Annotated in this window: 26 protein-coding genes and 1 pseudogene; 12 read left to right on the top strand and 15 right to left on the bottom strand. The window is 69.5% G+C overall.

The genetic code is table 11. The features are described 5' to 3' along the window. Positions 1–71 precede the first annotated feature (71 nt). Entirely contained in the window at positions 72–716 is a 645-nt protein-coding gene (locus ACWPN8_RS02440; protein WP_348770320.1) for a J domain-containing protein, read from the bottom strand. 150 nt (positions 717–866) lie between these two features. Here ACWPN8_RS02440 and ACWPN8_RS02445 point away from each other — a divergent pair, with 150 nt between their 5' ends. Further along, positions 867–1,142, top strand: a complete 276-nt coding sequence (locus tag ACWPN8_RS02445; RefSeq protein ID WP_085087049.1) for a BolA family protein — start codon at positions 867–869, stop codon at positions 1,140–1,142. 301 nt (positions 1,143–1,443) lie between these two features. Further along, complete coding sequence (locus tag ACWPN8_RS02450; RefSeq protein ID WP_247872779.1) at positions 1,444–1,911, top strand: ribbon-helix-helix domain-containing protein; 468 nt, start codon at positions 1,444–1,446, stop codon at positions 1,909–1,911. A 60-nt stretch (positions 1,912–1,971) separates the two neighbouring features. Here the strand turns inward: ACWPN8_RS02450 and ACWPN8_RS02455 are convergent, their stop codons facing one another. The 5 genes from ACWPN8_RS02455 to ACWPN8_RS02475 all read right to left on the bottom strand — a co-directional run bounded on the left by ACWPN8_RS02455 (position 1,972) and on the right by ACWPN8_RS02475 (position 5,900). After that, positions 1,972–2,607: a DUF2889 domain-containing protein gene (locus ACWPN8_RS02455; protein WP_109095979.1), complete on the bottom strand. Its 636-nt coding sequence runs from the start codon at positions 2,605–2,607 to the stop codon at positions 1,972–1,974. 114 nt (positions 2,608–2,721) lie between these two features. After that, positions 2,722–3,183: a CBS domain-containing protein gene (locus ACWPN8_RS02460; protein WP_109095978.1), complete on the bottom strand. Its 462-nt coding sequence runs from the start codon at positions 3,181–3,183 to the stop codon at positions 2,722–2,724. Between the two features lie 167 nt (positions 3,184–3,350). Continuing rightward, positions 3,351–3,839, bottom strand: coding sequence for an SRPBCC family protein (locus tag ACWPN8_RS02465; protein WP_109095977.1), 489 nt, complete (start codon positions 3,837–3,839; stop codon positions 3,351–3,353). A 117-nt stretch (positions 3,840–3,956) separates the two neighbouring features. Next, positions 3,957–5,102, bottom strand: coding sequence for a 3-dehydroquinate synthase (gene aroB / locus ACWPN8_RS02470; protein WP_492239803.1), 1,146 nt, complete (start codon positions 5,100–5,102; stop codon positions 3,957–3,959). A 51-nt stretch (positions 5,103–5,153) separates the two neighbouring features. Further along, positions 5,154–5,900: a shikimate kinase gene (locus ACWPN8_RS02475; RefSeq protein ID WP_492239804.1), complete on the bottom strand. Its 747-nt coding sequence runs from the start codon at positions 5,898–5,900 to the stop codon at positions 5,154–5,156. A 308-nt stretch (positions 5,901–6,208) separates the two neighbouring features. Here ACWPN8_RS02475 and ACWPN8_RS02480 point away from each other — a divergent pair, with 308 nt between their 5' ends. From ACWPN8_RS02480 to ACWPN8_RS02490, 3 genes are read left to right on the top strand one after another with little or no spacing between them, the layout of a single operon-like run. Then, positions 6,209–6,349: a hypothetical protein gene (locus ACWPN8_RS02480; RefSeq protein ID WP_167393297.1), complete on the top strand. Its 141-nt coding sequence runs from the start codon at positions 6,209–6,211 to the stop codon at positions 6,347–6,349. After that, on the top strand, positions 6,330–8,264 hold the full coding sequence (locus tag ACWPN8_RS02485) for a hypothetical protein (protein ID WP_492239805.1): 1,935 nt from the start codon (positions 6,330–6,332) through the stop codon (positions 8,262–8,264). The genes ACWPN8_RS02480 and ACWPN8_RS02485 overlap by 20 nt, the downstream gene beginning before the upstream one ends. A gap of 43 nt (positions 8,265–8,307) precedes the next feature. Continuing rightward, a complete protein-coding gene (locus ACWPN8_RS02490; RefSeq protein WP_492239806.1) occupies positions 8,308–9,336 on the top strand; it encodes a site-specific tyrosine recombinase XerD in 1,029 nt (342 codons plus the stop codon). A gap of 60 nt (positions 9,337–9,396) precedes the next feature. Here ACWPN8_RS02490 and ACWPN8_RS02495 read toward each other — a convergent pair whose 3' ends face one another. Both ACWPN8_RS02495 and ACWPN8_RS02500 read right to left on the bottom strand, forming a co-directional pair. Continuing rightward, on the bottom strand, positions 9,397–9,708 hold the full coding sequence (locus ACWPN8_RS02495) for a polyhydroxyalkanoic acid system family protein (RefSeq protein WP_098740825.1): 312 nt from the start codon (positions 9,706–9,708) through the stop codon (positions 9,397–9,399). A 60-nt stretch (positions 9,709–9,768) separates the two neighbouring features. Beyond that, complete coding sequence (locus tag ACWPN8_RS02500) at positions 9,769–10,071, bottom strand: 4a-hydroxytetrahydrobiopterin dehydratase (RefSeq protein ID WP_109452339.1); 303 nt, start codon at positions 10,069–10,071, stop codon at positions 9,769–9,771. Between the two features lie 202 nt (positions 10,072–10,273). On the opposite strand from ACWPN8_RS02500, the pseudogene ACWPN8_RS02505 reads away from it, so the two are divergent. Next, positions 10,274–10,565: pseudogene (locus ACWPN8_RS02505) on the top strand (metallopeptidase family protein). Between the two features lie 130 nt (positions 10,566–10,695). After that, the gene (locus ACWPN8_RS02510) at positions 10,696–10,992 is read left to right on the top strand and encodes a CCDC90 family protein (RefSeq protein ID WP_492239807.1); all 297 of its coding nucleotides are present in this window, start codon (positions 10,696–10,698) and stop codon (positions 10,990–10,992) included. 68 nt (positions 10,993–11,060) lie between these two features. Here ACWPN8_RS02510 and ACWPN8_RS02515 read toward each other — a convergent pair whose 3' ends face one another. Next, entirely contained in the window at positions 11,061–11,672 is a 612-nt protein-coding gene (locus tag ACWPN8_RS02515; protein WP_492239808.1) for a uracil-DNA glycosylase family protein, read from the bottom strand. Further along, a complete protein-coding gene (gene cobB, locus ACWPN8_RS02520; RefSeq protein WP_492239809.1) occupies positions 11,665–12,405 on the bottom strand; it encodes a Sir2 family NAD+-dependent deacetylase in 741 nt (246 codons plus the stop codon). The genes ACWPN8_RS02515 and cobB overlap by 8 nt, the downstream gene beginning before the upstream one ends. 109 nt (positions 12,406–12,514) lie before the next feature. Here cobB and ACWPN8_RS02525 point away from each other — a divergent pair, with 109 nt between their 5' ends. Further along, a complete protein-coding gene (locus tag ACWPN8_RS02525; RefSeq protein ID WP_492239810.1) occupies positions 12,515–13,012 on the top strand; it encodes a low molecular weight protein-tyrosine-phosphatase in 498 nt (165 codons plus the stop codon). A 69-nt stretch (positions 13,013–13,081) separates the two neighbouring features. Next, positions 13,082–14,278 (top strand): sensor histidine kinase, encoded by a 1,197-nt coding sequence (locus ACWPN8_RS02530; protein WP_492239811.1) that lies wholly within the window; start codon positions 13,082–13,084, stop codon positions 14,276–14,278. Positions 14,279–14,309: 31 nt separating this feature from the next. Here ACWPN8_RS02530 and ACWPN8_RS02535 read toward each other — a convergent pair whose 3' ends face one another. The 4 genes from ACWPN8_RS02535 to ACWPN8_RS02550 form a co-directional block, all read right to left on the bottom strand. Beyond that, positions 14,310–14,780: a DUF2000 family protein gene (locus ACWPN8_RS02535; protein ID WP_492239812.1), complete on the bottom strand. Its 471-nt coding sequence runs from the start codon at positions 14,778–14,780 to the stop codon at positions 14,310–14,312. Between the two features lie 44 nt (positions 14,781–14,824). Next, positions 14,825–15,682 (bottom strand): AraC family transcriptional regulator, encoded by an 858-nt coding sequence (locus ACWPN8_RS02540; protein ID WP_492239813.1) that lies wholly within the window; start codon positions 15,680–15,682, stop codon positions 14,825–14,827. A gap of 77 nt (positions 15,683–15,759) precedes the next feature. Then, complete coding sequence (locus ACWPN8_RS02545; RefSeq protein WP_492239814.1) at positions 15,760–17,139, bottom strand: leucyl aminopeptidase family protein; 1,380 nt, start codon at positions 17,137–17,139, stop codon at positions 15,760–15,762. A gap of 225 nt (positions 17,140–17,364) precedes the next feature. Then, entirely contained in the window at positions 17,365–17,520 is a 156-nt protein-coding gene (locus tag ACWPN8_RS02550; RefSeq protein WP_492239815.1) for a hypothetical protein, read from the bottom strand. Positions 17,521–17,559: 39 nt separating this feature from the next. Here ACWPN8_RS02550 and ACWPN8_RS02555 point away from each other — a divergent pair, with 39 nt between their 5' ends. From ACWPN8_RS02555 to ACWPN8_RS02565, 3 genes are all read left to right on the top strand, one after another. Next, positions 17,560–18,717: a GGDEF domain-containing protein gene (locus ACWPN8_RS02555; protein WP_492239816.1), complete on the top strand. Its 1,158-nt coding sequence runs from the start codon at positions 17,560–17,562 to the stop codon at positions 18,715–18,717. An 82-nt stretch (positions 18,718–18,799) separates the two neighbouring features. After that, positions 18,800–19,450 (top strand): glutathione S-transferase family protein, encoded by a 651-nt coding sequence (locus ACWPN8_RS02560; protein ID WP_492239817.1) that lies wholly within the window; start codon positions 18,800–18,802, stop codon positions 19,448–19,450. Next, a complete protein-coding gene (locus tag ACWPN8_RS02565; protein ID WP_492239818.1) occupies positions 19,447–19,953 on the top strand; it encodes a GNAT family N-acetyltransferase in 507 nt (168 codons plus the stop codon). Before ACWPN8_RS02560 ends, ACWPN8_RS02565 begins: the two co-directional genes overlap by 4 nt. A gap of 115 nt (positions 19,954–20,068) precedes the next feature. On the opposite strand, the gene gltB is transcribed toward ACWPN8_RS02565, so the two are convergent. Then, positions 20,069–24,616: a glutamate synthase large subunit gene (gene gltB / locus ACWPN8_RS02570; protein ID WP_492239819.1), complete on the bottom strand. Its 4,548-nt coding sequence runs from the start codon at positions 24,614–24,616 to the stop codon at positions 20,069–20,071.

Below are 24,616 nucleotides of genomic sequence, written 5' to 3' on the forward strand. Positions count from 1 at the left end.
TGGTTTCTTACGTTCCAGCGAGTGTCGGTTGTCCAGCGGCCGCGGGATTGACCCGGCCCGCCAACGGGGGTTCAGGCAGCATAACAGGCTTTCAGCGTATTGTAGGCCTGATTGATTTCTTTCAGGCGTTCTTCCGCAGCCTTGTCGCCGCCGTTGGCATCGGGATGATGCTTTTTCGCAAGCTCCCGATAGCGTGCTTTGATCCGTGCGAAGTCCACCGGCGGAGTCAGTTCAAGGACCGCCAGCGCCTTTTCCTCTTCGGTACGGGCGTGGTGGCGCCGGTGCGCCTTTTCCTCGGTCTTCGTCTTGCCGGTGTCCTGGCCGAATTCGAAACTGAAGCCGTTGACCACGCGGTCGCGGATGAAGCGCTCCTGCGTCGCCCATTTGCCGAGCGGCCAGCTCGGCCGCTGCCAAGTGGTGTCCTGCCGCACCTCCGCCTCGATCTGGTCGGTGGACATGCCGGCGTAATAGTCCCAGGCCCGGTTGTACTCCCGGACATGCTCCAGGCAGAACCACCAGTACTCGTTGAGGCTGCTGCGGCTTTTCGGCGCACGGAATTCGCCGGCGGCGACGCAATCGGGATGGTCGCACACACGGGTGGCCGCGCGCGGGGCGGCGTAGCTGTCGTAACTGGAGCGGGCGCGGTTCCTGGTCATCGGCCAAGTATGGGAAGAGCCGGTGCCTCTGGCAAGCGCGCCGAATCGAGCTTCCGTCATCCGCAATCTGCGGGTCGCCGGGCTTGACAGACGCTTGACAGGGCAGGGATCGCACCGTCTCCTGACCGTTGGCGCGCCGGGCGGGTCACGACGTCCCGCCGCAGCCTCTCCCATCCCTCCCCGACCAGCGACGAGACATCAGGATCCGCCATGGAATACGCCACCCGCATCCGCGAAAAGCTGACCGCCGGACTGGCGCCGGACCGGCTCGAGGTCGTCGACGACAGCGCCCGCCATGCCGGCCATGCCGGGGCGGACGCCGCCGGGGAAACCCACTTCCACGTCACCGTGGTCTCCGCCGCCTTTGCCGGCAAGTCGCGGGTGGAGCGCCAGCGGATGGTCTATGCGCTGCTGGCCGACGAGTTGCGCGAGCGGGTGCATGCGCTGGGGCTGACCACCCACGCCCCCGGTGAAGCCGGGGCCTGAACGGGGCCGGAAAGCCCGCACCCATCCCGTCCGCGGGGCGTTCCCGTCGATCGTTCGTGCGCCTCAAATAACGAGCGGTTGAGCGGCCGAAATGACATACATATGGATGCAACCAAGAGTCGATTTTAGGAAAACTTGTAAGAATGAGAGGCGCTAGCGTGGTTGCATTTCCCGCTGCGTTTAGTAAAGTATGATATATGCAACCATTTATCGCGCCGTGGCGGACACAAACTTCGCATGTCCGCTGGCGGCTTCGTGGAAGGGGCTGCGGATGGCGAAGCGTGGGCCGAAGAAAAAGCGCGTGATCACTTCCCATGCGGGGGTGGAACCGCTGAGGAGCCAGAACATCATGATCGGCGGGCACCGCACGAGCATGCGGCTGGAACCGTCGATGTGGGATGCTCTGGAGGAGATCGGCCGTCGGGAAGGCCTGACCGTCAACCGCCTCTGCACCCAGATCAAGGAGCGGATCGAGGAGCAGGCGCGCCGCAAGGGCATCAAGCCGGAAGACGCCGATGTCACCCTGACATCGGCCGTGCGCGTCTTCATTGCGTCCTATTACCGGCGGGCCTGCACCGAGGACGGTCATCTGCGTGCCGGCCATGGCGGCAGCGACCCGTTCGTCGGCACGCCGTTCGAGCTGCCGCTGGCTGACGAGGAGGACGGTGTCAAGGCCGCGGTCGCCGCGGGCGGCAGCTTCCCCACGCCCGGTCCGACCCCCGGCCCGACCCAGGCCGCAGGTCCGGCCCAGCCCGGCCTGGACGCCTGAGCGGCGCCACCCGGCGCCCGCCCGGCTGATTTCCGGCGGGCGCCCGGGGCGAAGGCTATCCTATTCCGCCGCCTCGTCCCGGGCGGCGTCTTCGTTTTCAGGGCCGGCGCGATCATCGCCGGTGTAGTGCGCAGGCCAATGTCTGCGCACCGCCTCGCCGTTGCTGTCGAAGATATGGCACATGTTCAGAAGCACCGGCCGCTTGCCGTCGTCCTGGGCCGGCTTGCCGGACGCCTTCGCGCGGTCCGCCGCCTCGCGGGCCAGGATCGGGTAGACGGTCTGGAAGGCGGTGGTCGCCAGCGGACCCAGCAGCTCGACCAGATGGGTGCAGCCCTTCGCTCCGCCCAGCCGGTCCTTCACCGCCCGGGTCCAGCCCGGTCCGACGCGCAGGCCCACCAGCTGCTGGAACTGCGGCGTGATGCTGCCACAGGCCTTGTAGGGGCTGTGTTCGGTCACCGCCTCCACCGCCTGGACGGTCAGTTTGTCGTCGACGGTCAGGCGCATCCACATCTGGTGGATCGGGGTTCCCGGCTCCAGATGCCCGCGCTCCTCCGTATGGAAGCCATAGCTTTTGACGTCGGTCAGATGGCCTTCGATGTCCCACAGCCCGTCGGCGCGCCGAAAGCCCTGGCAGGTGACACGACGGGTGTGGATCGGCTCGCGCGCGGCGGGGGCGGACAGCGAGGGCGCGGACATCGGGCTTTCCAGTTCAGCAAAGAGGATGGCTCACCCTCGACTATCGGTGGGGCCGGGCGCCCGGTCAACCCGACCCCACCGCAACGCAGCGTTACCTATGGGTCAAGCTTGCCGTCAGCCCAGCGTGGCCTCCGCCGAATAGCCGCTGCCGAACATGTAGGCTTCGCGGCTGCGCAGTTCGTCCTCCAGATGGGTGCGCACCACGGCGAAGAGGTCGCGGATCGACACCATGCCGACCGCCTCGCCCTCCACCGCGATGGGCAGGTGGCGGTAATGGTGACGCTCCATCAGGTCGAGCGCCTCCAGCGCCGTCGCCGAGGGCTCCAGCGTGTCGGGATCGGCGGTCATCACCGACGACAGCAGGGTGGTGTCGGGGTCGAGCCCGGCCGCGACCACGCGGGCGGTCATGTCGCGCTCGGTGACGATGCCCTTCAGCGTCCTCCCGTCGGTGACCAGCACCGCGGCGATGCGCTTCTGCGCCATCAGCGTGGCGGCATCGCGCACGGTGGCGCCCGGCGGCAGGCAGGTCAGTTCCTGGTTCTTGATGACATCGGGCATCAGTCGGCGTGTCGGCATGTGTCCCATCTCCCTCGTGATTGCAGGTTTTGTGGACGAACGATGCACTCGACCGCGATTTCGCAGCGCGGCATACACGATCCTGTCAGCTTGATGGACCGATCGTCAATAGAACTGATTGTCTGGAACTTCCCGCATGTGCCGGGGCACTGCCGACGGCGTTGTCGTTACTGGCCGGACTCCAGCCGCTTGCGCAACCCGTCGAAGCCGCTGGTGTAGATGCCGGCAATCGCCTTGCGCGCGTCCGCATCGGAGGCGCCGCTGGCCTGGAAGCGCGAGGACCAAGTGATGCGGGTGGTGCGGGCGTCCACCGCGCTCAGCCGGATGGTGGAATTGTAGTTCTTCACCGGCAGCGGCCCGTTCAGCAGGGTGTAGCGCAGCCGGTGCTTGGCGGCGGAAAGGCCGGTCAGCCGTTCCTGGATCGCACCGCCGCCCTTCAGGGCGATGTCACGCTCCTGGCGGTCGCCGGTCTTGCGCAGGGTGCAGCCCTCCACCGCCGGGTGCCAGTCGCTGATCGCGCAGAAGGGGGCGATCTGCTTCCACACCTGCTCGACCGGCGCCTTGATCGTCGCCTGCTCGCGCACCTCCAGCGCCATGGCCGGCGCCGCCGCCAGCAGCACCGCACCCATCGCCGACATCCCAAGCGTCGCCTTCATCGCTCATCCTCCCCGTTGCGGCCGCGGCGGGATGGCCGCGGTGTTGGAGGGAGTATGGGCGGGCAACCGCCGCCGCTGCTATTGTGCGAAAGACGGATTATCCGTGATGACCGGGGATCAGGCGGGCTGGACCGACTCGTCCAGAACGGCGCGGACGGCGGCGGCATCGACGTCGCGGCGGGTGAAGGCGTTGCCGATGCGGTCAGCCAGGATGAAGGTGATGCGGCCGTCCTGCACCTTCTTGTCCTTCGCCATCGACCGCACCAGCCCATCCACGTCCCAGGCGACGCCGGGGATGTCGGCCGGGCGCACCGGCAGGCCGACATCGGCCAGATGGGCGCGGGCGCGCCGCGCGTCGTCGGCCGGGCACAGCCCGAGCCGGACCGACAGGTCGAAGGCCAGCACCATGCCGATCGCCACCCCTTCGCCATGCAGCAGGGTCTGGCCGAAGCCGGTCGCCGCCTCCAGCGCATGGCCGAAGGTGTGGCCCAGGTTCAGCAGGGCGCGGTCGCCGCTCTCGCGCTCGTCGACGCCGACGATGTCGGCCTTGGCGCGGCAGCTGACGGTCACCGCATGGCGCCGGGCGTCGCTGTCGCCGTCCACCACCCGCCGGCCGTTCCGCTCCAGCCAAGCGAAGAAGTCGGGCTGGCGGATCAGGCCGTATTTCACCACCTCGGCATAGCCGGCCAGCACCTCGCGCCGCGGCAGGGTGTCCAGCGTGGCGGTATCGGCGATGACCAGGCGCGGCTGGTGGAAGGCGCCGATCAGGTTCTTGCCGTGCCGGCTGTTGATGCCGGTCTTGCCGCCGACCGAGCTGTCGACCTGGGACAGCAGCGTGGTCGGCACCTGGATGAAGTCGATGCCGCGCAGCGCCGACGCCGCGGCAAAGCCGGTGATGTCGCCGATCACCCCGCCGCCCAGCGCCAGCAGAACGGTGGACCGCTCGATGCCGCGGCCCAGGACGTCGTCCATCAGTTGCTGGAAATGGGCGAAGTCCTTGGTCTTCTCGCCGGCCGGCAGGACGATGGCCGGCTGCGGTGCGATCCCCGCCGCCAGCATCGCGGCGTTCAGCGTGTCCAGATGCAGAGGCGCGACGTTGGCGTCGGTCACCACGATGGGCGCCCGGCCGCGGGTGATCGCGGCGATGCGCTCGCCGGCATCGGCCAGCACCCCGTCGCCGACGAGGATGTCGTAGCTGCGGGCGCCCAGCTCCAGGCGGACGGTGTCGAGTGCGGCCGGGGTGGTGGCGTTGACGGAGGTCATCGGGGCAGTCCGCGAAGCTGGTGGTTCATGACAAGGGGCGGGAGGCGGGGATCAGGGCGCGTCGGTTTTTGGGGCGTCGGGCTTTCCGGGCCGGCCGCCGCGCTGGGCGTTGCCCTGGCCCTGCGGTTGGCCCTGGGGCTGGCGGTGGGGAAGCTGGACGCCGAAATGCACCTCCAGCGCGTCGATCACCAGCTCCACCGTCACGTCGGGCGGGCGTTCGTCGCTGACCACGGTCAGGTCGGCCTCGGCATAGACGGGATAACGCTGCTCCATCAGCCGGCCCAGGATGGTGCGCGGATCGCCCTGGTTCAGGATGGGGCGGTGGGTGCGCCGGGCGGTGCGGGCGACCAGCACGTCCAGTTCGGCGCGCAGCCAGACCGAAATGCCGTGCTGGCGGATGGCGGCGCGGGTCTCCGGGTCCATGAAGGCGCCGCCGCCGGTCGCCAGGATGTGCACGGGCTCGTCCTTCACCAGGCGGGTGATGATGCGCCGTTCGACGGAGCGGAAGACCGGCTCGCCGTCGCGGGCGAAAATCTCGGCGATGGTGCAGCCGGCCGCGGCCTCGATCTCGGTGTCGGCGTCGCGGAAGGGCAGGTGCAGGCGCGTGGCCAGCCGGCGCCCGATGGCGCTCTTGCCGGCTCCCATCAGCCCGACCAGCACCACGGTGCGCGGCAGCAGCGGCACCGCATCCTCCGCCGCACCCGTGCCCGGACCTGCTCCCGGACCTTGGGCCGTCATCGCCTTGCGCAGTCCCATAACATCCATCCGATCCGCCACCCGCACTCCCGGCGCCAGCATGCCGGCGTCTTCGCCGGCCGTCACACCGCTGCAACAGACAACACTCATACCCGCCGAAAGCTGGCCGGCACAAGCGCCCCGGTTCCGCCATGCCCTGCCCCGCATCCTGCTGCGGAGCCGGCGAATGGCCCGGTGGACGGGTTGCGCCGCGGTCCAACCTGTGGCTACACTGCGCCGTCCTCCGGCCGCCGGCCGGGGCCGCGGATGCTTTAGCAGAAAAGCCCTTGCTTGTCCCAAGCCCTGCGGATGCAGGACATGGTAGCTCCGCTCCGATCCTCCGTTTTCCGACACAACACGTCCCTGGTGCCATGAGCCGGTTTCTTTCGATCCTCTTCGTCCTGCTGTTGCTGGTGATCGCCGGTGGCATGGTGTTCCTCGCCTCGTGGGACCTGCCGGCTCCGTCGAAAACGGTGGAGAAGGTTCTGCCGGATGAGCGCTTCCCGCGCTGAACCCCGACCATCGGCCGGGAAGGTCAGGCCCCAGGGTGTCCGACAGGCAACCGTTCCGCTGCTGGCCGGACTGCTGACGGCCGTCTGGTCCATGGCCGCCGCCGCGCAAGCCTTCGGCCCGCCGGTCCGGCTGACGCCCGACGCCGCGGTGGAAACCCCCGTCCGGTCCCGGCCTTCCATCCCCGCTCCGGTCATCGTGCCGGCCTATCCGCCCATCGTCACGCCGCCGCCCGCCGTCTCCCCGGTGGTGGCGCGGCCGGCGCCGGTCGCGCGCGAGCCGCTGGGGGCGCCCGACCCGGACGGCGCCGGCCTCCTCGACGGGGTGCAGGGGCTGGGCGGCGACCCCTGGCGCGGCATCGGCCGGGCCGAGCTTCTGCCCCTGATCGCCGCCCTGCCGGTCGACACCCCGTCTCCCACCGTCAAGGCGCTGGAGCGCCGCCTGCTGCTGAGCGCCGGCTCTCCGGCGGTCGCGACCGGGGAAGCGCCGCCGCCCCGCCGCCTCGGCGCCCTGCGCATCGAAAAGCTGGCGCGGCTCGGCGATCCCGCCGGGGCGGCCGAGCTGGCCGGGCGCCTGCCGGCGGCGCTGGCGGCGGACGAGCCGGCGGCCCGGGCGCTGACCGATGCGGAGCTGGTGCGCGGCGGCCTGGATTGCCCGCGCGCGCTGGCCCGCGGCAAGAGCTTCGCCTCCGCCTACTGGGCCAAGCTGGGCCTGTTCTGCCGTGCCCGTTCCGGCGACCGGGCCGGCACGGACGAGGCGCTGGCGGTCTTGCGCGACAGCCGCCGGTCCGACCCCTTCCTGCCGGTTGCCGAGGCGCTGGCCGGTGCCGCCCCACCGCCGGCCCGCTCGCTGTCGCTGCAAGCCGATGCGGACGGGCTGGCGCTGCTGCTCGCCGCCCTGCGCATCGCGCGGATCGGCGTGCCGCCCGACCGGCTGCCGCTGGACAATCTGCCGGCGCTGGCCGCCATCGCCACCAACCCCGCCGTCGATCCCACCACCCGGGCCGCCGCCGGCGAGCGGGCGGCGGCATCCCTGTTCCTCGATGCCCGCCAGTTGCAGGATCTCTATGCCCAGATCCCGGCGGTGGGGGACGAGCTGCTGCGGGTCCGCGACATCGCCCGGCGCGACCGCGGCGCCCGCACCCGCGCGCTGGTCCATCAGGCGATGGCGGCGGCGATGGACGGGCGGCGGCGCGTGGCGCTGGCCGCGCTGGCGGTGGAGCTGGTCGATCCGCGCCTGCGCGCCGGGCCGGTCGGCGGTGCCGCCGCCGGTCTGCTCGACGGCGTGTCGCCGACCGGCGACGCCGCGGCGCTGGCCCCGGCGGCGGCGCGGCTCTATTACGCGCAAGGCCGGCTCGACCAGGCGCAGCGCTGGCACGATCTGGCCCTGCGCAGCGGCCGCAGCGCCGACACCGCCTGGCTGTGGCCGCTGGCGGTGGTGGCGACGGGGCAGGGGGCTCAAGACCCGAGGGCCCTGACCGAATGGCTGGACGAGGCGCTGCGCGGCGCCGACACCGCCGCCCGCAGCCGCATCGCCGGCCAGCTGGCGCTTCTCCAGGCGACCGGGGTCGCCGTCCCGGACGAGGCCTGGATGACCGTCACCGACGGTGCCGGCCCGCCCAGCGGCAGCGAGGCCGGTGTCGATCCCGCCTTGTGGCAGCGGCTGGGCGACGCCGCGGCCGGCGGGCGCATCGGCGAGACGGTGGCCGTCGCCCTGATCCTGCTTGGGGAGACCGGACCCGCCATCCTTCCGCCCGTCGTCACCGCCCGCGTGGCGGCCAACCTGAAGGCGGTCGGGCTGGAACCGGACGCCCGCGCGCTGGTTCGCGAGGCGATGGCCGCAATCGCCGGCCCCACCGCCCAGGCCCCCATCCCGAATCCGACCCCAAATCCGACTCCAAATCCGACTGCCGAATGACCTTCCGCCCCGTGGAGCCCGCCACCACCATGACGCCGACACCATGACCGGCAGCAAAAAGACCGCCGTCAAAGCCGGCGCCAAGCGGCGCGGCCGGCCGTGCAAGCCGCGCCCGCTCGCCACCTCGCCGCATCTGGACGCCTTCCTCGACATGCTGACGGCGGAGCGCGGGGCGGCGGTGAACACCCGGCTGGCCTACGAGCGCGACCTCGCCGACCTCGGCCGCTGGCTGGCCCAGCGCAGCGTGGCGCTGGAGGCGGCGGGCACCGAGGATCTGCGCGCCTATCTGGCGGTGCAGAGCAAGGACGGCGCCCCCCGCACCGTGGCGCGGCGGCTGTCGGCGATGCGGCAGTTCTACCGCTTCCTGCTGTCCGAAGGCCGCCGCCTCGACGATCCCGCCTCGCCGCTCGACAGCCCCAAGCAGGGCCGTCCGCTGCCCAAGATCCTGACGGAGGCGGAGGTCGGCGCCATGCTGTCCACCGCCGAGGTGCGCGGCGGGCCGGAGGGGCTGCGGCTGGTGGCCCTGCTGGAGGTGCTCTACGCCACCGGCCTGCGCGTGTCGGAGCTGGTCGGCCTGCCGATGACGGCGATCATGCGCGACGGCCGCGGCCTGCTGGTGCGCGGCAAGGGCGGCAAGGAACGCATGGTGCCGCTGTCCGACCCGGCGCTGGCGGCGCTGGCCGGCTACATCCCGTTCCGCGGCCACTTCATCCCGCCCGCCGCCGGTGCAGGGGGAGCAGGCGAGGCCGGGCACAGCCCCTTCCTGTTCCCGTCCCGCATCTCCGCCGAAGGGCACCTGACGCGCCAGCGCTTCGCCCAACTGTTGAAGCAACTGGCCATCGACGCCGGCATCGACCCGGAAAAGGTCAGCCCCCACGTCCTGCGCCACGCCTTCGCCACCCATCTGCTCGACCATGGCGCCGATCTGCGCTCCGTCCAGAAGATGCTGGGCCATGCCGACATCGCGACGACGCAGATCTACACCCACGTCGTGACGGAACGTCTGAAGCGGGTCATGCACGACCACCATCCGCTGGCGCGCCGCAAGGTGGAGGAGGCGTCGGAGGGGTAGGGCAGGTAAGGATGGGTGGGGAGGTGAGGGCGTCGAGTCCCGCACCTCCCCGGTCAACCCTTACTTCTTCTCCAGCATCAGCGTGCCCTGGCGCGAGACCTTGTTCTTGATCTTGTCGGCCAGCAGGGCCAGCGCCCAGGGCAGCTGCACCTCCATCTCGACCCGGTCGTCCAGCACGTCGATGTGGCCGGCGATGGTCTGGGCCAGCGCCACGACGTGGAAGTTCAGGCGGTCGTCGGTCCAGCTGTCGTCGACGCTGGCCGACACGGCGCTCAGGCGCGCCCGCACCTCGCCCATGCCGTCGACCAGCCGGCGCTTGGCCTCCGCCCGGCCAAGCGAGTGGGGGATGGACAGGGTCAGGGGTTTCGGCATGGTCGGCGGCTCCGCACGTCACAGGGCTAGGGTAACGCCCGCAAGCGGGCGTTGGGTCCATCAGCGGTCGTGCAGGGGCGCCATCTGGTCCAGGCGATGGGCGAAGTCGATGTCGGCCTGGGTCACCGCGTCGTTGTTGCGGGTGTAGAGGATCACCTCGACCCGGCCCAGATCGTTGAACCATTCGGGATGGTGGCCGGTCTTCTCGGCCAGCAGGGCGACCTGGTTCATGAACCCCCAGGCGGCGGGGAAATCGGCGAAATGGTAGGTCTTGCGGATGGCGTCGCGTTCCAGCACCTCCGCCCAGCCGTGCAGTTCCTTCAGCGCCGTCTGGCGATGCGCGCCGACAAGACGATCCGACATGATGACCTCCCTTTCCTCAAGTCTCTCTTTTGCCGCCCGCAGCTTCTTGGCGAACGGGCGGCGGTTCGCTACCTTCTGCGGCATGATACGGAAACCTTCAGGTCCCCATACGGTTCCGCCCACGGTCGAAGACCTGGAGCGCATGGCCGAAGAGGCGCTCGACACCATCCCGGCGGAGCTGCTCGCCCCGGTCGGGAACCTCGTGATCCATGTCGAGGATTTCCCCGATGAGGATACCGAGCGGGAGATGGAGCTGGAAAGCCCATTCGACCTGCTGGGCCTCTATCGGGGCGTGGATTCTGACGCGGCAAAGCGTCGCCGACCTGCGAGGCGGGCCGGACATGATCTTCCTCTACCGCCGCCCGATCCTCGATTACTGGTGCGAGACGGGGGAGGAACTGCCGGCCATCGTCCGCCATGTCCTGATCCACGAGATCGGCCACCATTTCGGCTTCTCCGACGACGACATGGAACGGATCGAGACGATGGAATAGTCCGACAATCCCGACAATTGGGAGGAGGTGGCGGCCGAGACCTACGAGTGAAAATCGCACCGCTCCGTCTTGGAATAATGTACCTTCGGAAAGCGTTTCCCACCCTGGTACTCTGTAGCGGAATCGATAGATGAGCGCGTCGGCGATCCTGAAGCTTCAGAAAGTTGGCTTCACCTCCGAGCAGGTGGAGGCTCTGGCCGACTTCATGGACACCCAGGCCGCCAGCAAGGCGGACCTGGAATCGACCGAGCACCGGCTCGATGTAAAGATCACCGAGGTCAAATCCGAACTCAGGCTCGTTGAAACCGGGTTGCGCGCCGAGTTGAAGCAGATCGAGCAGCGGATGACGATCAAGCTGGGGGCCATGCTGCTGGCGCTGGCCGGATTGCTGCTCGCTGCGATCCGGTACCTGCCACCGCATCCGTAACGGCTGCCGCACATTCCCAGTTCTCCCCTATGCTTCGCCTTCGACGGCGCGAAGAGCAGGGGGCGCATTCAATCGTCCAGCGCGTCGGCCACCCGGCGGCGCAGGGCCGGCACCAGATCCTCATCGAACCACGGGTTGCGGTTCAGCCAGGCGGTGTTGCGCCAACTCGGGTGCGGCAGAGGCATATAGGCCGGGCCGTACTCCCGCCAGTTCGCCACCGTTTCCGTCATCGTCGCCTTGCGCCGCTCGCCCAGATAGCGCGCCTGGGCGTACTGCCCGATCAGCAGGGTCAGCCGGACGCCCGACAGCGCGTCCAGCAGCGGCGGGTGCCACAGCGGCGCGCATTCCGGACGCGGCGGGTAATCGCCGCCCTTCGGCATGGTGCCGGGATAGCACAGCCCCATCGGCACCACGGCGATGCGGGACTCGTCGTAGAAGGCGGCACGGCCCATCGCCAGCCATTTGCGCAGCCGGTCGCCGGAGGCGTCGTCCCAGGGGATGCCGCTGGCATGCACCCGCGCGCCGGGCGCCTGCCCGACGATCAGCAGGCGGGCGGTCGGGCTGCCGCGCAGCACCGGGCGGCAGCCATGGGGCAGCACGCCTTGGCACAGGGTGCAGGCGCGCACCCGCGAGAACAGGCGGTCGAGATCAGAGCCGCCGTCAACGGTTTCATCAGACAAGCGTCAGCAAATCCTGGACGAAGGCCGGCACCACCTGGGTCGCCGGGCCGTGGATCGAGCTGTGGAAATAGGAGGCGCCCTCCGACGGTTCCAGGTTCAGCTCGACCGTATAGGCGCCGGCCGACCGCGCTTCCGCCACGAAGCCGGCGGCGGGATAGACATGGCCCGAGGTGCCGACCGACACGAACAGGTCGCATTCCTCCAGCGCCCGCTGGATGCGCTCCATCTGATAGGGCATCTCGCCGAACCACACCACGTCGGGCCGCATGCCGCCCTTGCGGCCGCAGGTCAGGCAATGGTCGTGCACCGACAGGTCGCCCTGCACCTCCACCACCGTGCGGCAATGCAGGCAGACCGCCTTCAGCAGCTCGCCATGCATGTGCAGCGGGGCCTTCGAGCCGCCGCGCTCGTGCAAATCGTCGATGTTCTGGGTCACCAGCAGGACATTGCCCGTCCAGCGCCGCTCCAGCTCCGCCAGCGCCCTGTGCGCGGCGTTGGGCTGCACCGCCGGATCGGCGAGGCCGCGGCGGCGGTCGTTGTAGAAGCGGTGGATCAGATCGGGGTCGCGGGCGAACCCTTCCGGCGTCGCCACATCCTCCAGATCGACCTGGCTCCAGATGCCGCCGGCGCAGCGGAAGGTGTCCAGCCCCGATTCCTTGGAAATCCCGGCCCCGGTCAGGATGACGATCCGGTCGGTCGGGCGCAGGCGGTTGGTCAGGGCGGGAGCGGGCATGAAATCCCCTTAGCGGTTCGGAAACCGGTCATGTGGAAAACTTCTGCGGCGTACGCCCGTCACGCCCCGATGTAAAGCCGCAAGAAACACGAGAGAGGGGATACCGAAGGTGGTCAAGGTCCTGTTCGTCTGCACGGGCAACATCTGCCGCTCGCCCACCGCCGAAGGAGTGTTCCGCCATCTGGCCGACCGCGCCGGGCTCGGCGCCCTGGTGAGCGCCGACTCCGCCGGCACCCACGGCTATCACGTCGGCGATCCGCCCGATCCGCGCACGGTGCGCGCGGCGCTGGCCCGCGGCGTCGACCTGTCGGGCTTGCGCGCCCGCAAGGTGACGGCGGCCGACTTCACCCGCTTCGACCACATCCTGGCGATGGACCACGGCCATCTGGCCCAACTGCGCCGCATCGCCCCGGCGGGCGCCACCGCGGCGCTGCGCCTGTTCCTGGACGATGCGCCTGGGTTGGAAGGCCGTGAGGTGCCCGATCCCTATTATGGCGGCCCCGACGGTTTCGAGCAGGTGCTGGACCTGTGCGATGCCGGGTCGCGCGGCCTGCTGGACCGCCTGTCGCGCGAAAGCCGGTTTCCGATTCGCGAAAGCCTCGGGTAACGTCTCGCGGTTTCCCGGCTGCTTGATCTATGCTGCCGGGACAAGGCCCATTCGGAGCATCCCCTCACCATGACCAGCGCCACCACCGGCACAACCGCGCCCGGCGGAATCCTCGACGGCATCGTCCTGTTCGAGGCCTTCTCGCCGGAGGAGCGCGCGGCCGTGGCCTCGCGCGGGCGGGTGTTCGACGCCCCGGCCGGCGCCGTCCTGATGCGCGAGGGCGACAGCGCCAGCTCGCTCTATGTCCTGCTCGACGGCACGGTGCGCGTGGTGCGCGACGATCCCTTCGGCGGTCAGGTGGAGGTCGGGTTCCGCCGGGCCGGCGACTGTTTCGGCGAGATGGCGCTGATCGACGGCGGCGCCCGCTCCGCCTCGGTCATCGCCGCCACGCCGGTCACGGTGTTCGAACTGGAACGCGACCTGTTCCTGGCGCTGATCTCCCCCTCGCCCGACCTGCTGGCGAAGCTGCTGCGCGAACTCAGCCGCATGATCCGCGAGGTGTCGGAGCGGGTGGTGCGCGAGGATCTGGAGCGCCGCGCCCGCATCGCCGAATCGGCGCTGGCCCGCCAGCGCGCCATCACCCAGGCGGTGACCGGGCTGGCGCATGAGCTGAACACGCCGCTCGGCGTCTGCGTCACCGCGGCCAGCCATTTGCAGGATCTGGCCCGCCCCGGCAACGGCCCGCTGGCGACCGAGGAACTGCGGGAGCCGGCAGCCCTGCTCGACGCCAACCTCGCCCGCGCGGTGGAGTTGGTGGAGGCATTTTCCGCCATCGCCGCCTGCCAGACCGCCGAACCGCTGGAGGCGCTGGACCTCCGCTGCATGGCGGAGGACGCGGCGAGCCTGTTCGCGGTCCAGCATCCCGACCTGCCGCTGGCCGTCCGGGTCGTACCCGGCACCGCCTGCCCCTGGATCGGCTATGCCCCGCATCTGGAGCGTGTGCTGCACCATCTGTTCACCAACGCCGCCGCCCATGGCTATGGCGGCGGCCCGGGCGAGGTGGAGGTGACGGTGGAGCCGGCGACGCTGGATGCGGTCCCGGCCTGGAACCTGATCGTCCGCGACCGCGGCGCCGGCATTCCGGCCAACAACCTGCCGACCCTGACCGATGCCTTCTTCACCACCGCGCGCTACCGCGGCCACAAGGGGCTGGGGCTGGCGGTGGTGTTCAACACGGTGACCGGCCCGCTCGGCGGCCGGCTCGCCATCGACAGCGCGCCGGGCAACGGCACCACAGTGACGATCACCGTCCCGCAGGAGCTGTGACGGGCGGGTTGACGCTACCCCCTGTTGTTCCTCATCCGTGCAGGGTGAGGCCCTTCACCGTCTTGTCCACCGCCTTCTTCGGCCCGCGCAGGGCCAGCCCGACCAGATCGGGGCTGTCCGGGTCCTCGGCCTGGAAGGCGGCGCGGTTGGCGGCGTCGTGGCCGGTGGCGAACATGGCGGCGACATAGGGCACCAGCGTCAGGCCCCGCTCCAGCGCCGCATCGCGGACGGCGCGCAACTGGTCGCGGTCGGCGGCGAAGATCATCATCGGCTGGCCCAGCATGCGGCCATAGCGGCGGCCGGCACCGTCGACATACTCTTCGCCCAGCGCATCCGGTGCCGCGGCGGCGATCCCGGTGGCGAGGAAGGCGGCGACGTTCAGCTTCTGCCAGACCGCCAGATCGGCGCGGACGACCAGCGCGACCTTGGTGTCGAAGCGGACGGGTGCGTCCGCGGGGGTGGTTTCGGGCATCTGGCTGTGGGGCATCTGGCTGTCGGGCATGGCAATCATCTCCTTTGCCCCTTCAGATGCCCGACGGCGGCGCCTCAGTCTGGAACGTTCGTGCACAGATCGCGGTAGGCGGCCGGCGTCAGGCCATAGGCGCGGCGGAACCAGCGGCCGAGATGGCTCTGGTCGGCGAACCCCACCTCGGCCGCCACCAGGGCCGGCGCCTCGCCCTCGGCCAGCCGGCGCCGGGCGGCGCGCAGGCGCAGCCGGACCAGATAGGCATGCGGCGACAGGCCGAAGGCTGCACGGAAGCCGCGGTTCAGCCGGAACCGGTCGACGCCGGCCGCGGCGGACAGCGCGTCCAGCCCGACATCCTCGGCCATCCGGGCATGAAGCAGGTCGCGCGCCAAGCGGGCGGCGCGGTCGGGCTGCTGCGGCCGGCGGCCCTCCGGCGGTGCCAGATGGCCGGCCAGCCTCGCCGCCAGCCGGTCCAGCGACAGGTCGCGGGCCAGCCGCCCCTCGCGCCGGTGCAGGGCCAGGAAGGCGGAGCGGATCGTCGCCGCAAGGCCGGGATCGTCGGCCAGCGTGTCGCGGAAGCCCAGCGGCATGCCGGTTCCGCGCGGCGTCAGGCTGCGCAGCGCCTCGCTGCGGGCGGTCAGCAGCGGCACCGGCAGGTAGAGCATGGCGTAGGTGAAGCCATCCTCCCCCGGGCTGTGGCCGTCATGGGCCTCGCCGGGTTCGATCAGGATGACGCGGCCGGGAACGCTGGTGTGCAGCCGCCGCCGGCAGCGGAAGGCCTGCACCCCCTGCTCGGTGACGCCGACCAGAAGCTCGTCATGGTCGTGCAGGTCATAGGCATGGCCGCGGAAATGGGCGCGGATGGTCTCGATGCCGGTCTCCGCATCGCGGCGCACCGCCACCCAGTCATTCTTTCCGGCTGCCGTTCTTTCGGCCATGTGGCACCTCCGTCACCGGATCGAAGGACGGCGAAGCATGCCGCCGTCCTTCCCCCAGTCTCCACCGCCGTGGATGGTCAGCCGAACCGCTTGGCGATCACCGCATAGGCGGCGCGCAGGCCCAGCGCCTCGCCACCTTCCGGACGGCCGGGACGGGCCGAACCGTTCCAGGCATAGGTGTCGAGATGCGCCCAGGGCGTTTCCTTCGACACGAATTCCTGAAGGAACAGCCCGGCGGTGATGGCGCCGGCGAAGCCGTTGGCGGTGACGTTGTTGATGTCGGCCACCTTGCTGTCCAGCCCCTTGCGGTAGGGCGCCCACAGCGGCAACCGCCACATCGGATCGTCCTCCGCGGTCCCGGCCTCGGTCAGGTCGTTGGCCAGCGTGTCGTTGTTGGACATCAGCGCCGGCAGGTCGGGACCGAGCGCCACGCGGGCGGCCCCGGTCAGGGTGGCGAAATCGATCAGCAGCTCCGGCTTCTCCGAATCAGCCTCGGCCAGCGCGTCGCACAGGATCAGGCGGCCCTCGGCGTCGGTGTTGCCGACCTCGATGGTCAGGCCCTTGCGGGTCTTCAGCACGTCCTGCGGCTTGAAGCTGTCGCCGGACACGACATTCTCCACCGCCGGCACCAGCACGCGGAGCCGCACCGGCAGCCCGGCCATCATGATCATCCGGCCGAGCGCCAGCGCATGCGCCGCACCGCCCATGTCCTTCTTCATGATCAGCATGGCGGACGACGGCTTCAGGTCCAGCCCGCCGGTGTCGAAGCAGACGCCCTTGCCGACGATGGTCACCTTCGGGTGTTCCGGATTGCCCCAGCGCAGGTCGACCAGCCGCGGCGCCCGCGGGCTGGCGCGGCCGACGGCATGGATGGCCGGATAGTCGCGGTCGAGCAGATCCTGGCCGACGATGACCTCGACCGCCGCGTCGAACTCGGCGGCCAGATCCTGCGCCGCCTGGGCCAGCTCGGCCGGACCCATGTCGCAGGCCGGGGTGTTGACCAGATCGCGCACCAGCCAGGTGGCGGTCGCCGCCCGCTCCACCTCGCCGCGGTCGGCCTCCGCCGGCCAGACCAGGGCGGCGAAGCCCTTCTCGGGCGGCTTGCGATAGCGGGTGAAGCGGTAGCTGCCGAGCGCCCAGCCCAGCGCCGCCCGCGTCGCCGCCCGCGCATCCAGCGCCGCGTCGATCCGGTAGGAGCCGGCCGGCAGCGCGGCGGGCAGGCCGGCGAAGGCCCACAGGTCGTCGACCGCCGACACGCCGGCCAGCACGCGGGCGACGGCGCCGTCCGGCCCCGGCAGGAAGACGGTCGATCCGGCCTCGCCGGTGAAGCCCACGGCCTTGACCCAGGAGGCAACGGCCGGCGACTGCGCCGCCAGCCAGTCGGCCAGCCCGGCCTTGGTCACGGGGGTGAGGGCGACGGTGTCGGGACCGTCGACGGCAAGCAGGGTGGCGAGCAAGACGGGGGGTTCCTTTTCACGAGAACACGTCACGCATCCGATGCGGATGCCCATCCCCCAAGGATGGCGCGCCTGGAGCCGGCTGGAAAGGGGGGGCGTGGAACGGAGTGAAACGGTTGGCGCATGGATGTTTCCTCCGATCGGCATGGGCGCTGGGCGTCAGGTCCGGTGACTGCCGAATCCATGCCTCAACAAGCCTTTAAGGACAGGGAAAAGGAAAATCCGTCATGCGAACCAGAAGCCTTCGATTTCACCCACTTCACCAAAATCAGCGGAAAATTTCATGGCCCCGATCATTTTTGCAAAGCTCGATTGCGGTGTCCGATATTTCAGACTGAGAGATTTTCCCCAACGGCCCGGTTCACCAACAGCGACGTTCACGGTATAAGACCCTGTGATCATCAACCGGCGTTGCCGTCCATGATTGTGCTCGACATCGCCACAGTGCTGTTTCTGTACCAGTCATCACTTCTGGTGGGGGCGGCCGTCTTTCTGCTCGCGCGGTTGCGAAACGTCCCCGCATCGGGATTCGGCACGCTGGCGGCGGCGTTTTCCCTGGTGGGGACCGGCGGCGCCCTGGCCGGATTCGGCGAGCAGGCCATGCTGCCGAAGTTCGTCTGGACCCTGGGCAGCCTGCTGCTCGGCGTGGTCGGGCATGGGCTGCTGGCGCTGGGGATCGAACGCCTGCGGTCCGGGCGCCTGCCGCGGGGGTGGCGCCTGCTGGCGCTCTATCCGCTTTCGGTCCTGATCGCCGCTTGGGCGACCGGTTTCCACCTGGACAACCAGCTCCGCGCCGCCTTTTTTCATCTGAATGCGGCGCTTTGCCTGATGCTGGCGGCGCGGATCGTGACCCGGCTCCGGCGGGTCGAGCAGTTGCCGTCCTGCCGGCCGCTGGCGGCGGTGCTGGCGCTCAGCGGGGCGTCGTTCCTGCTCGGTGCTGTGGTCATCCTGTTCGTCGCGGATTTCGTGCCCTGGCTGGCCTGGGAGTTCTTCATCCAGATCCTGGGCAATTTCGCCGTCTCGATCCTGATCTACAGCGTCGCCACCGACCGGGCGGAGCGCAAGCTGAGCCTGATGGCGGAGCTGGACAGCCTGACCGGCATCGGCAACCGGCGCTGGCTGGAACGGATGCTGCCCGGCCATCTGCGTCCCGGCGACACCGTCTTCTGCATCGACCTCGACCATTTCAAGCGGATCAACGACCGGTTCGGCCATGCCGCCGGCGACACCGTACTGGTCGCGGTGGCGGCGACGCTGCGCAACCTGAAGCGTTCCGACGATGTGCTGGCGCGGATGGGCGGGGAGGAATTTCTGCTGTTCCTGCCGGAATTGCGGACATCGGACGCGCTGCCGGTCGCCGAGCGGATCCGCGAGGCGATCCAGGCGATCCCGTTCCAGCTTCAGGGAAACCCGCTGGGGGTGACGGCCAGCATCGGCGTCGCCCAGGTCGTCCGGCTGGGGGAGAACTGGCCCGACCTCGTCCATGCCGCTGACATGGCGCTCTACGAGGCCAAGCGCGACGGCCGCAACCGTGTCGCGCACGCGCCGCGGGTTCCCCAGGACCTCGTGCCGGCGTAAGAAGGGGGAGCGGTTGCGCGAAGGCGCAATCCGTCGCTCCAACCGTTCCCATCCTATTCCTTCGCGCGAAAGGTGCCGTCCGATGTCCGACCCGACCCTGGTGATTGGGAACAAGGCCTATTCGTCCTGGTCGCTGCGTCCATGGCTGGTCCTCAAGCAGGCCGGGATCGCCTTCGCCGAGACCCCGATCGTCCTTCGCCAGCCGGACAGCGCCGCGCGCATCGCCGAGCATTCGCCGTCGGGCCGTGTGCCCGCCCTGATCCATGACGGGCTGACCGTCTGGGATTCGCTGGCGATCTGCGAGTATGTGGCGGAACTGGCGCCGGAGGCCGGGCTGTGGCCGGCGGACCGGGCGGCGCGGGCGGTGGCGCGCTCGGTGGCGGCGGAGATGCATTCCAGCTTCGTTTCGCTGCGCACCACCATGCCGATGGACCTCAAGCGCGACCGCAAGGGCCAGGGCATGACCGAGGCGACCGCCGCCGACATCGCCCGGATCGAGGCGCTGTGGGCCGATGCCCGCACCCGCTTCGGCGTCCCGGCCGGCGGTCCCTTCCTGTTCGGCGCCTTCACCATCGCCGACGCCATGTTCGCCCCGGTGGTGACGCGGCTGGAGACCTATGGCGTCGCGGTTTCGCCGGTGTCGCGCGCCTATATGGACGCCGTGCTGGCGCTGCCGGCGATGCGGGACTGGACCGCGGCGGCCAAGGATGAGCCGTGGGAATTTGAACCGTGAGCTTTACCGTCCGCACCGCCTGGCCGGAGGATGCCGCGGCGGTGGACCGGGTGCTGTCGGCCTCCTACCCGGCCCTGATGCCGGCCGGCTATCCGCCCGAGGTCATGGACCGGGTGCTGCCCATCATCACCCGGTCGAATCCGGCGCTGCTGGGCGCCGGCACCTATTATCTGGCGGAGGCCGCGGATGGCACGCCGGTGGGCTCCGGCGGCTGGAGCTTCGACTGGCCGGGTGAGCCGGTGCGTCCGCAGCAAGCCGGGCTGGCCCATGTCCGGCACTTCGCCACCCATCCCGGCTGGCTGCGCCGCGGCGTCGGACGGGCGCTGCTCGACCGCTGCTTCGCCGATGCCGCCGATGCTGGTGCATCGCGGATGCTGTGCTACGCCAGCCTGGTGGCGGAGGAGTTCTATGCCTCCGCCGGCTTCGTGGCGACCGGCCGGAATTCGATGGAGTTCCCGCCCGGCAACCGCTTCGACAGCATCGTGATGGAGCGGGGCCTTTAGCCAGGCCTCGCCCCGCGGAAACGGAAAACGGCGCGCCGTCCTGCCGGATGGCGCGCCGTTCTCCTATCCGCCCGCCGCCCCGCCGGTGAGGGCGGGGCGGAGGTTCGGCCGTCGGTCACTCCGCCGGGATGGCGCGCGGCAGGGTCACCGGCACGGCCAGACGGTGCAGCATCTCCTTCGGGACCACCTGCCAGAAGTGGCCGAGTTCACGCTGCCAGTCGTTGAGGATCTCGGCGGCGAAACGGCTCTGCGTCTCGGCGACATGCTCCTCGATCAGGGCGCGCAGCTGGGCCTCGTAATGGGCCACCTCGACCCGCTGGAAGATGACGCTCTCTTCGTTGATGAAGAGCGGCAGCGAGTCCTCCGGATCGTAGATGTAGGCCATGCCCCCGGTCATGCCGGCGCCGAAATTGTCGCCGACCTTGCCCAGGATGACCGCCGTACCGCCGGTCATGTACTCGCAGCCGTTGGAGCCGCAGCCCTCCACCACCACGGTGGCGCCGGAGTTGCGCACCGCGAACCGCTCGCCGGCCTGGCCGGCGGCGAACAGCTTGCCGGCGGTGGCGCCGTACAGCACCGTGTTGCCGATGATGGTGTTGCGGTTCGACTCCAGCGGGCTGCTGGTCGCCGGACGGACGACGATGGTGCCGCCCGACAGGCCCTTGCCGACATAGTCGTTGGCGTCGCCCATCACCTCCAGCTTGATGCCCTGGACCGCGAAGGCGCCCAGCGACTGGCCGGCGGTGCCGCGCAGACGGACGGTGATGTGGCCGGGCTGGAGCCCGAACATGCCGAACTTCCGCGTCACCATCGAGGACAGCCGCGTGCCGATGGCGCGCTGCGTGTTGCGGGCGTTGTAGGCGAGCTGCATCTTCTCGCCTTCCTCGAACAGCGGGCGGGCATCGGCGACGATGCGGGCGTCCAGCGTGTCCGGCACCTCGTTGCGGCCCTGCAGCGTGCAGTAGCGCGCGTTCTCGCCGGGATCGACCTGGGCCAGCAGCGGGTTGAGGTCGAGGTCGTCGAGATGGGCGCCGCCGCGGCTGACCTGATGCAGCAGGTCGGTGCGGCCGATCACCTCGGTCAGCGAGCGGAAGCCCAGCTTGGCCAGGATCTCGCGGACCTCTTCGGCCAGGAAGGTGAAGAGGTTGACGACCTTCTCCGGCGAGCCGACGAACTTCTCGCGCAGCTTCTCGTCCTGGACGCAGACGCCGACCGGGCAGGTGTTGGAATGGCACTGCCGGACCATGATGCAGCCCATGGCGATCAGGCTGGCGGTGCCGATGCCGAACTCTTCCGCGCCCAGCATGGCGGCGATGACGATGTCGCGGCCGGTCTTCAGGCCGCCGTCGGTGCGCAGCCGCACGCGGTGGCGCAGCTTGTTCAGCGTCAGGACCTGATGGACCTCCGACAGGCCCATCTCCCAGGGCAGGCCGGCGAACTTGATCGAGGTCTGAGGGGACGCGCCGGTGCCGCCGGAGTTGCCGGAGATCAGGATGATGTCGGCGTTGGCCTTCGCCACGCCGGCGGCGATGGTGCCGATGCCCGACCGGCTGACCAGCTTCACCGTGACCTTGGCGTCCGGGTTGATCTGCTTCAGGTCATAGATGAGCTGCGCCAGATCTTCGATCGAGTAGATGTCGTGGTGCGGCGGCGGGCTGATCAGCATGACGCCCGGCGTCGAGTGACGCAGCCGCGCGATCATCTCCGTCACCTTGAAGCCGGGCAGCTGGCCGCCCTCGCCGGGCTTGGCGCCCTGGGCGACCTTGATCTCCAGCTCGCGGCACTGGTTCAGGTACTCGGCGGTGACGCCGAAGCGGCCCGACGCCACCTGCTTGATGGCGGAGTTCCAGTTGTCGCCGTTCTTGTCGGGACGGAAGCGCGCCGGATCCTCGCCGCCCTCGCCCGAGTCGGACTTGGCGCCGATGCGGTTCATCGCGACGTTCAGCGTGCCGTGCGCCTCGGGCGACAATGCTCCCATCGACATGCCGGGCGTGATGAAGCGCTTGCGGATCGAGGTGATGCTCTCCACCTCGTCCACCGGAACGGCGGCCTTGGTGGTGCGGAACTCCAAGAGGTCGCGCAGCTGCATCGGCGGCCGCTTGTTCACCTGCTCGGAATACTTCTTGAAGGTGGTGTAGCTGTCGTTGGTGACGGCCTGCTGCAGGGTGTGGATGATCCCACCCTCCCAGCCATGGCGGTCGCCCGACTTGCGGAAGCGGTAGAAGCCGCCGACCGGCAGGGGCAGCGCCTCGCCGGCATAGGCCAGCGCGTGCTGCTCCAGGACCTTCTTCTGGATGCCGTTCAGGCCGATGCCGGAGATGCGGCTGACCATCGCCGGGAAATGCTCGGCGACCAGGGCGCGGCTGAGGCCGATGGCCTCGAAGTTGCCGCCGCCGCGGTAGCTGCTGATGACCGAGATGCCCATCTTGGACATGATCTTCAGCAGGCCGTCGTCGATGGCCTTCTTGTAGTTCGTCATCGCCTTTTCCAGCGACAGCGAGCCGAGCAGGCCGCGGCGCTGGCGCTCGGCCACCGCTTCCTGCGCCAGATAGGCGTTGACGGTGGTGGCGCCGACGCCGATCAGCACCGCGAAGTAATGGGTGTCCAGGCACTCCGCCGTGCGCAGGTTCAGCGAGGTGAAGGTGCGCAGGTTGGAGCGGATCAGGTGGGTGTGGACCGCACCGGTCGCCAGGATCGCCGGGATGGCGGCGCGGGCCGGGCCCATCGCCTCGTCGGTCAGGGTGACGTGGTTGGCGCCGCCGCGGACGGCGTCCTCCGCCTCCTGGCGGATGCGGCGCAGCGCGTCGCGCAGCGCGTCGGGGCCGCCGTCGACCGGGAAAGTGGCGTCGATCACCGCCGCGGTGTCGGCCATATAGTCCCGCATGGCGTGGAATTCGGCGGTGGTCAGCACCGGGCTGTCGAGTTGCAGCAACCGGGTCTGGCTCTCATCCTCGTCCAGGATGTTGCCGAGATTGCCCAGACGCGTCTTCAGGCTCATCACCCGGCGCTCGCGAAGCGAGTCGATGGGCGGATTGGTGACCTGGGAGAAGTTCTGGCGGAAGAAATGGTGCAGGCCGCGGTACTTGTCGGAGAGCACGGCGATGGGGCTGTCGTCGCCCATCGAGCCGACGGCCTCCTTGCCGTCCTCCGCCATCGGGTGGAGGATCAGCTCCATGTCTTCCATGGCGAGGCCGAAGGCCATCTGGCGACGGCGCAGCTCGTCCTTCTCCATCTCCGACGGCTCGCCCTTCAGCGCGGCGGTCTTCACCAGCTCGTCCAGATGGGTGGTGTTCTTGACCCACTGGCCCCAGGGCTTCTGGCTGGCCAGATGGTCCTTCAGCTCACGGTCGTTGAACAGCTTGCCGGCCTGCAGATCGACGGCGATCATCTCGCCAGGCCCGAGGCGGCCCTTCTCGACCACCTGGTTCTCCTCGATCTTGACCATGCCGGTCTCGGAGCCGCCGATGATCAGGCCGTCGGTGGTGATGGTGTAGCGCATCGGGCGCAGGCCGTTGCGGTCCATGCCGCCGACGACCCAGCGGCCGTCGGTCATGGCGAGTGCTGCCGGGCCGTCCCACGGCTCCATGACGGAGTTGCAGTAGGCGATCAGGGCCTTGTGGTTGTCCGGCGTGGTCTGCGAGCTGGTCAGCGCCTGCGGCACCAGCATCATCTTGACCATCGGCGCGCTGCGGCCGGCGCGGACCATCACCTCGAACACGCTGTCGAGCGCGCCGGAGTCGGACAGGCCGACGCCGATGACCGGCTTCAGGTCGCCCATGTTGGCGCCGAACACCGGATGCTCCATCCGGGTCTCGTGCGCCTTCATCCAGTTGACGTTGCCCTTCAGCGTGTTGATCTCGCCGTTGTGGGCGAGCATGCGGAAGGGCTGCGCCAGCGGCCAGGTCGGGAAGGTGTTGGTCGAATAGCGCTGGTGGTAGATGGCGAAGGACGACTCGAAGCGGTCGTCGGTCAGGTCCGGATAGAAGGTGGACAGCTGTTCGGCCAGGAACATGCCCTTGTAGATGATCGAGCGCGCCGACAGCGAGCAGATGTAGAAGTCGTTGATGCGCTCGTTCTGCACCGCCTTCTCGATCCGGCGGCGGATGATGTAGAGGTCGAGCTCGAACTGCTCGTCCGACACGCCCTTGGCGTTGCCGATGATGATCTGTTCGATCTCGGGCCGGGTGGCGTTGGCCTTTTCGCCGATGATGTCGACGTTGATCGGCACCTGGCGCCAGCCGTAGATGTAGTAGCCGAAGGCCAGGATCTCGGTCTCGACGATGCAGCGGCAGGCTTCTTGGGCGTCCAGGCTGATGCGCGGCAGGAAGACCTGGCCGACCGCCAGATTGTTCTCCGGCGGCAGGTGGCCGATGATCTTGACGTGGTCCTTGAAGAACTTCTGCGGCACCTGGACATGGATGCCGGCGCCGTCGCCGGTCTTGCCGTCGGCATCGACCGCGCCGCGGTGCCAGACCGCCTTCAGGGCTTCGATGCCTTTTTCGACCACCGAGCGGCGGGGCTTGCCGTCGATCGCGGCGATGAAGCCGACGCCGCAGGCGTCGTGCTCGTCGGCCGGATTGTAGGCGTGGGCAGTGGTCAGCGCCGCGGCGTTGGCGCGGAAATCGGCGACGAACTGCTCACCCTGGTTCATCTCGGTGGTCAT

The sequence above is a fragment of the Azospirillum sp. UENF 112521 genome (assembly GCF_058780665.1).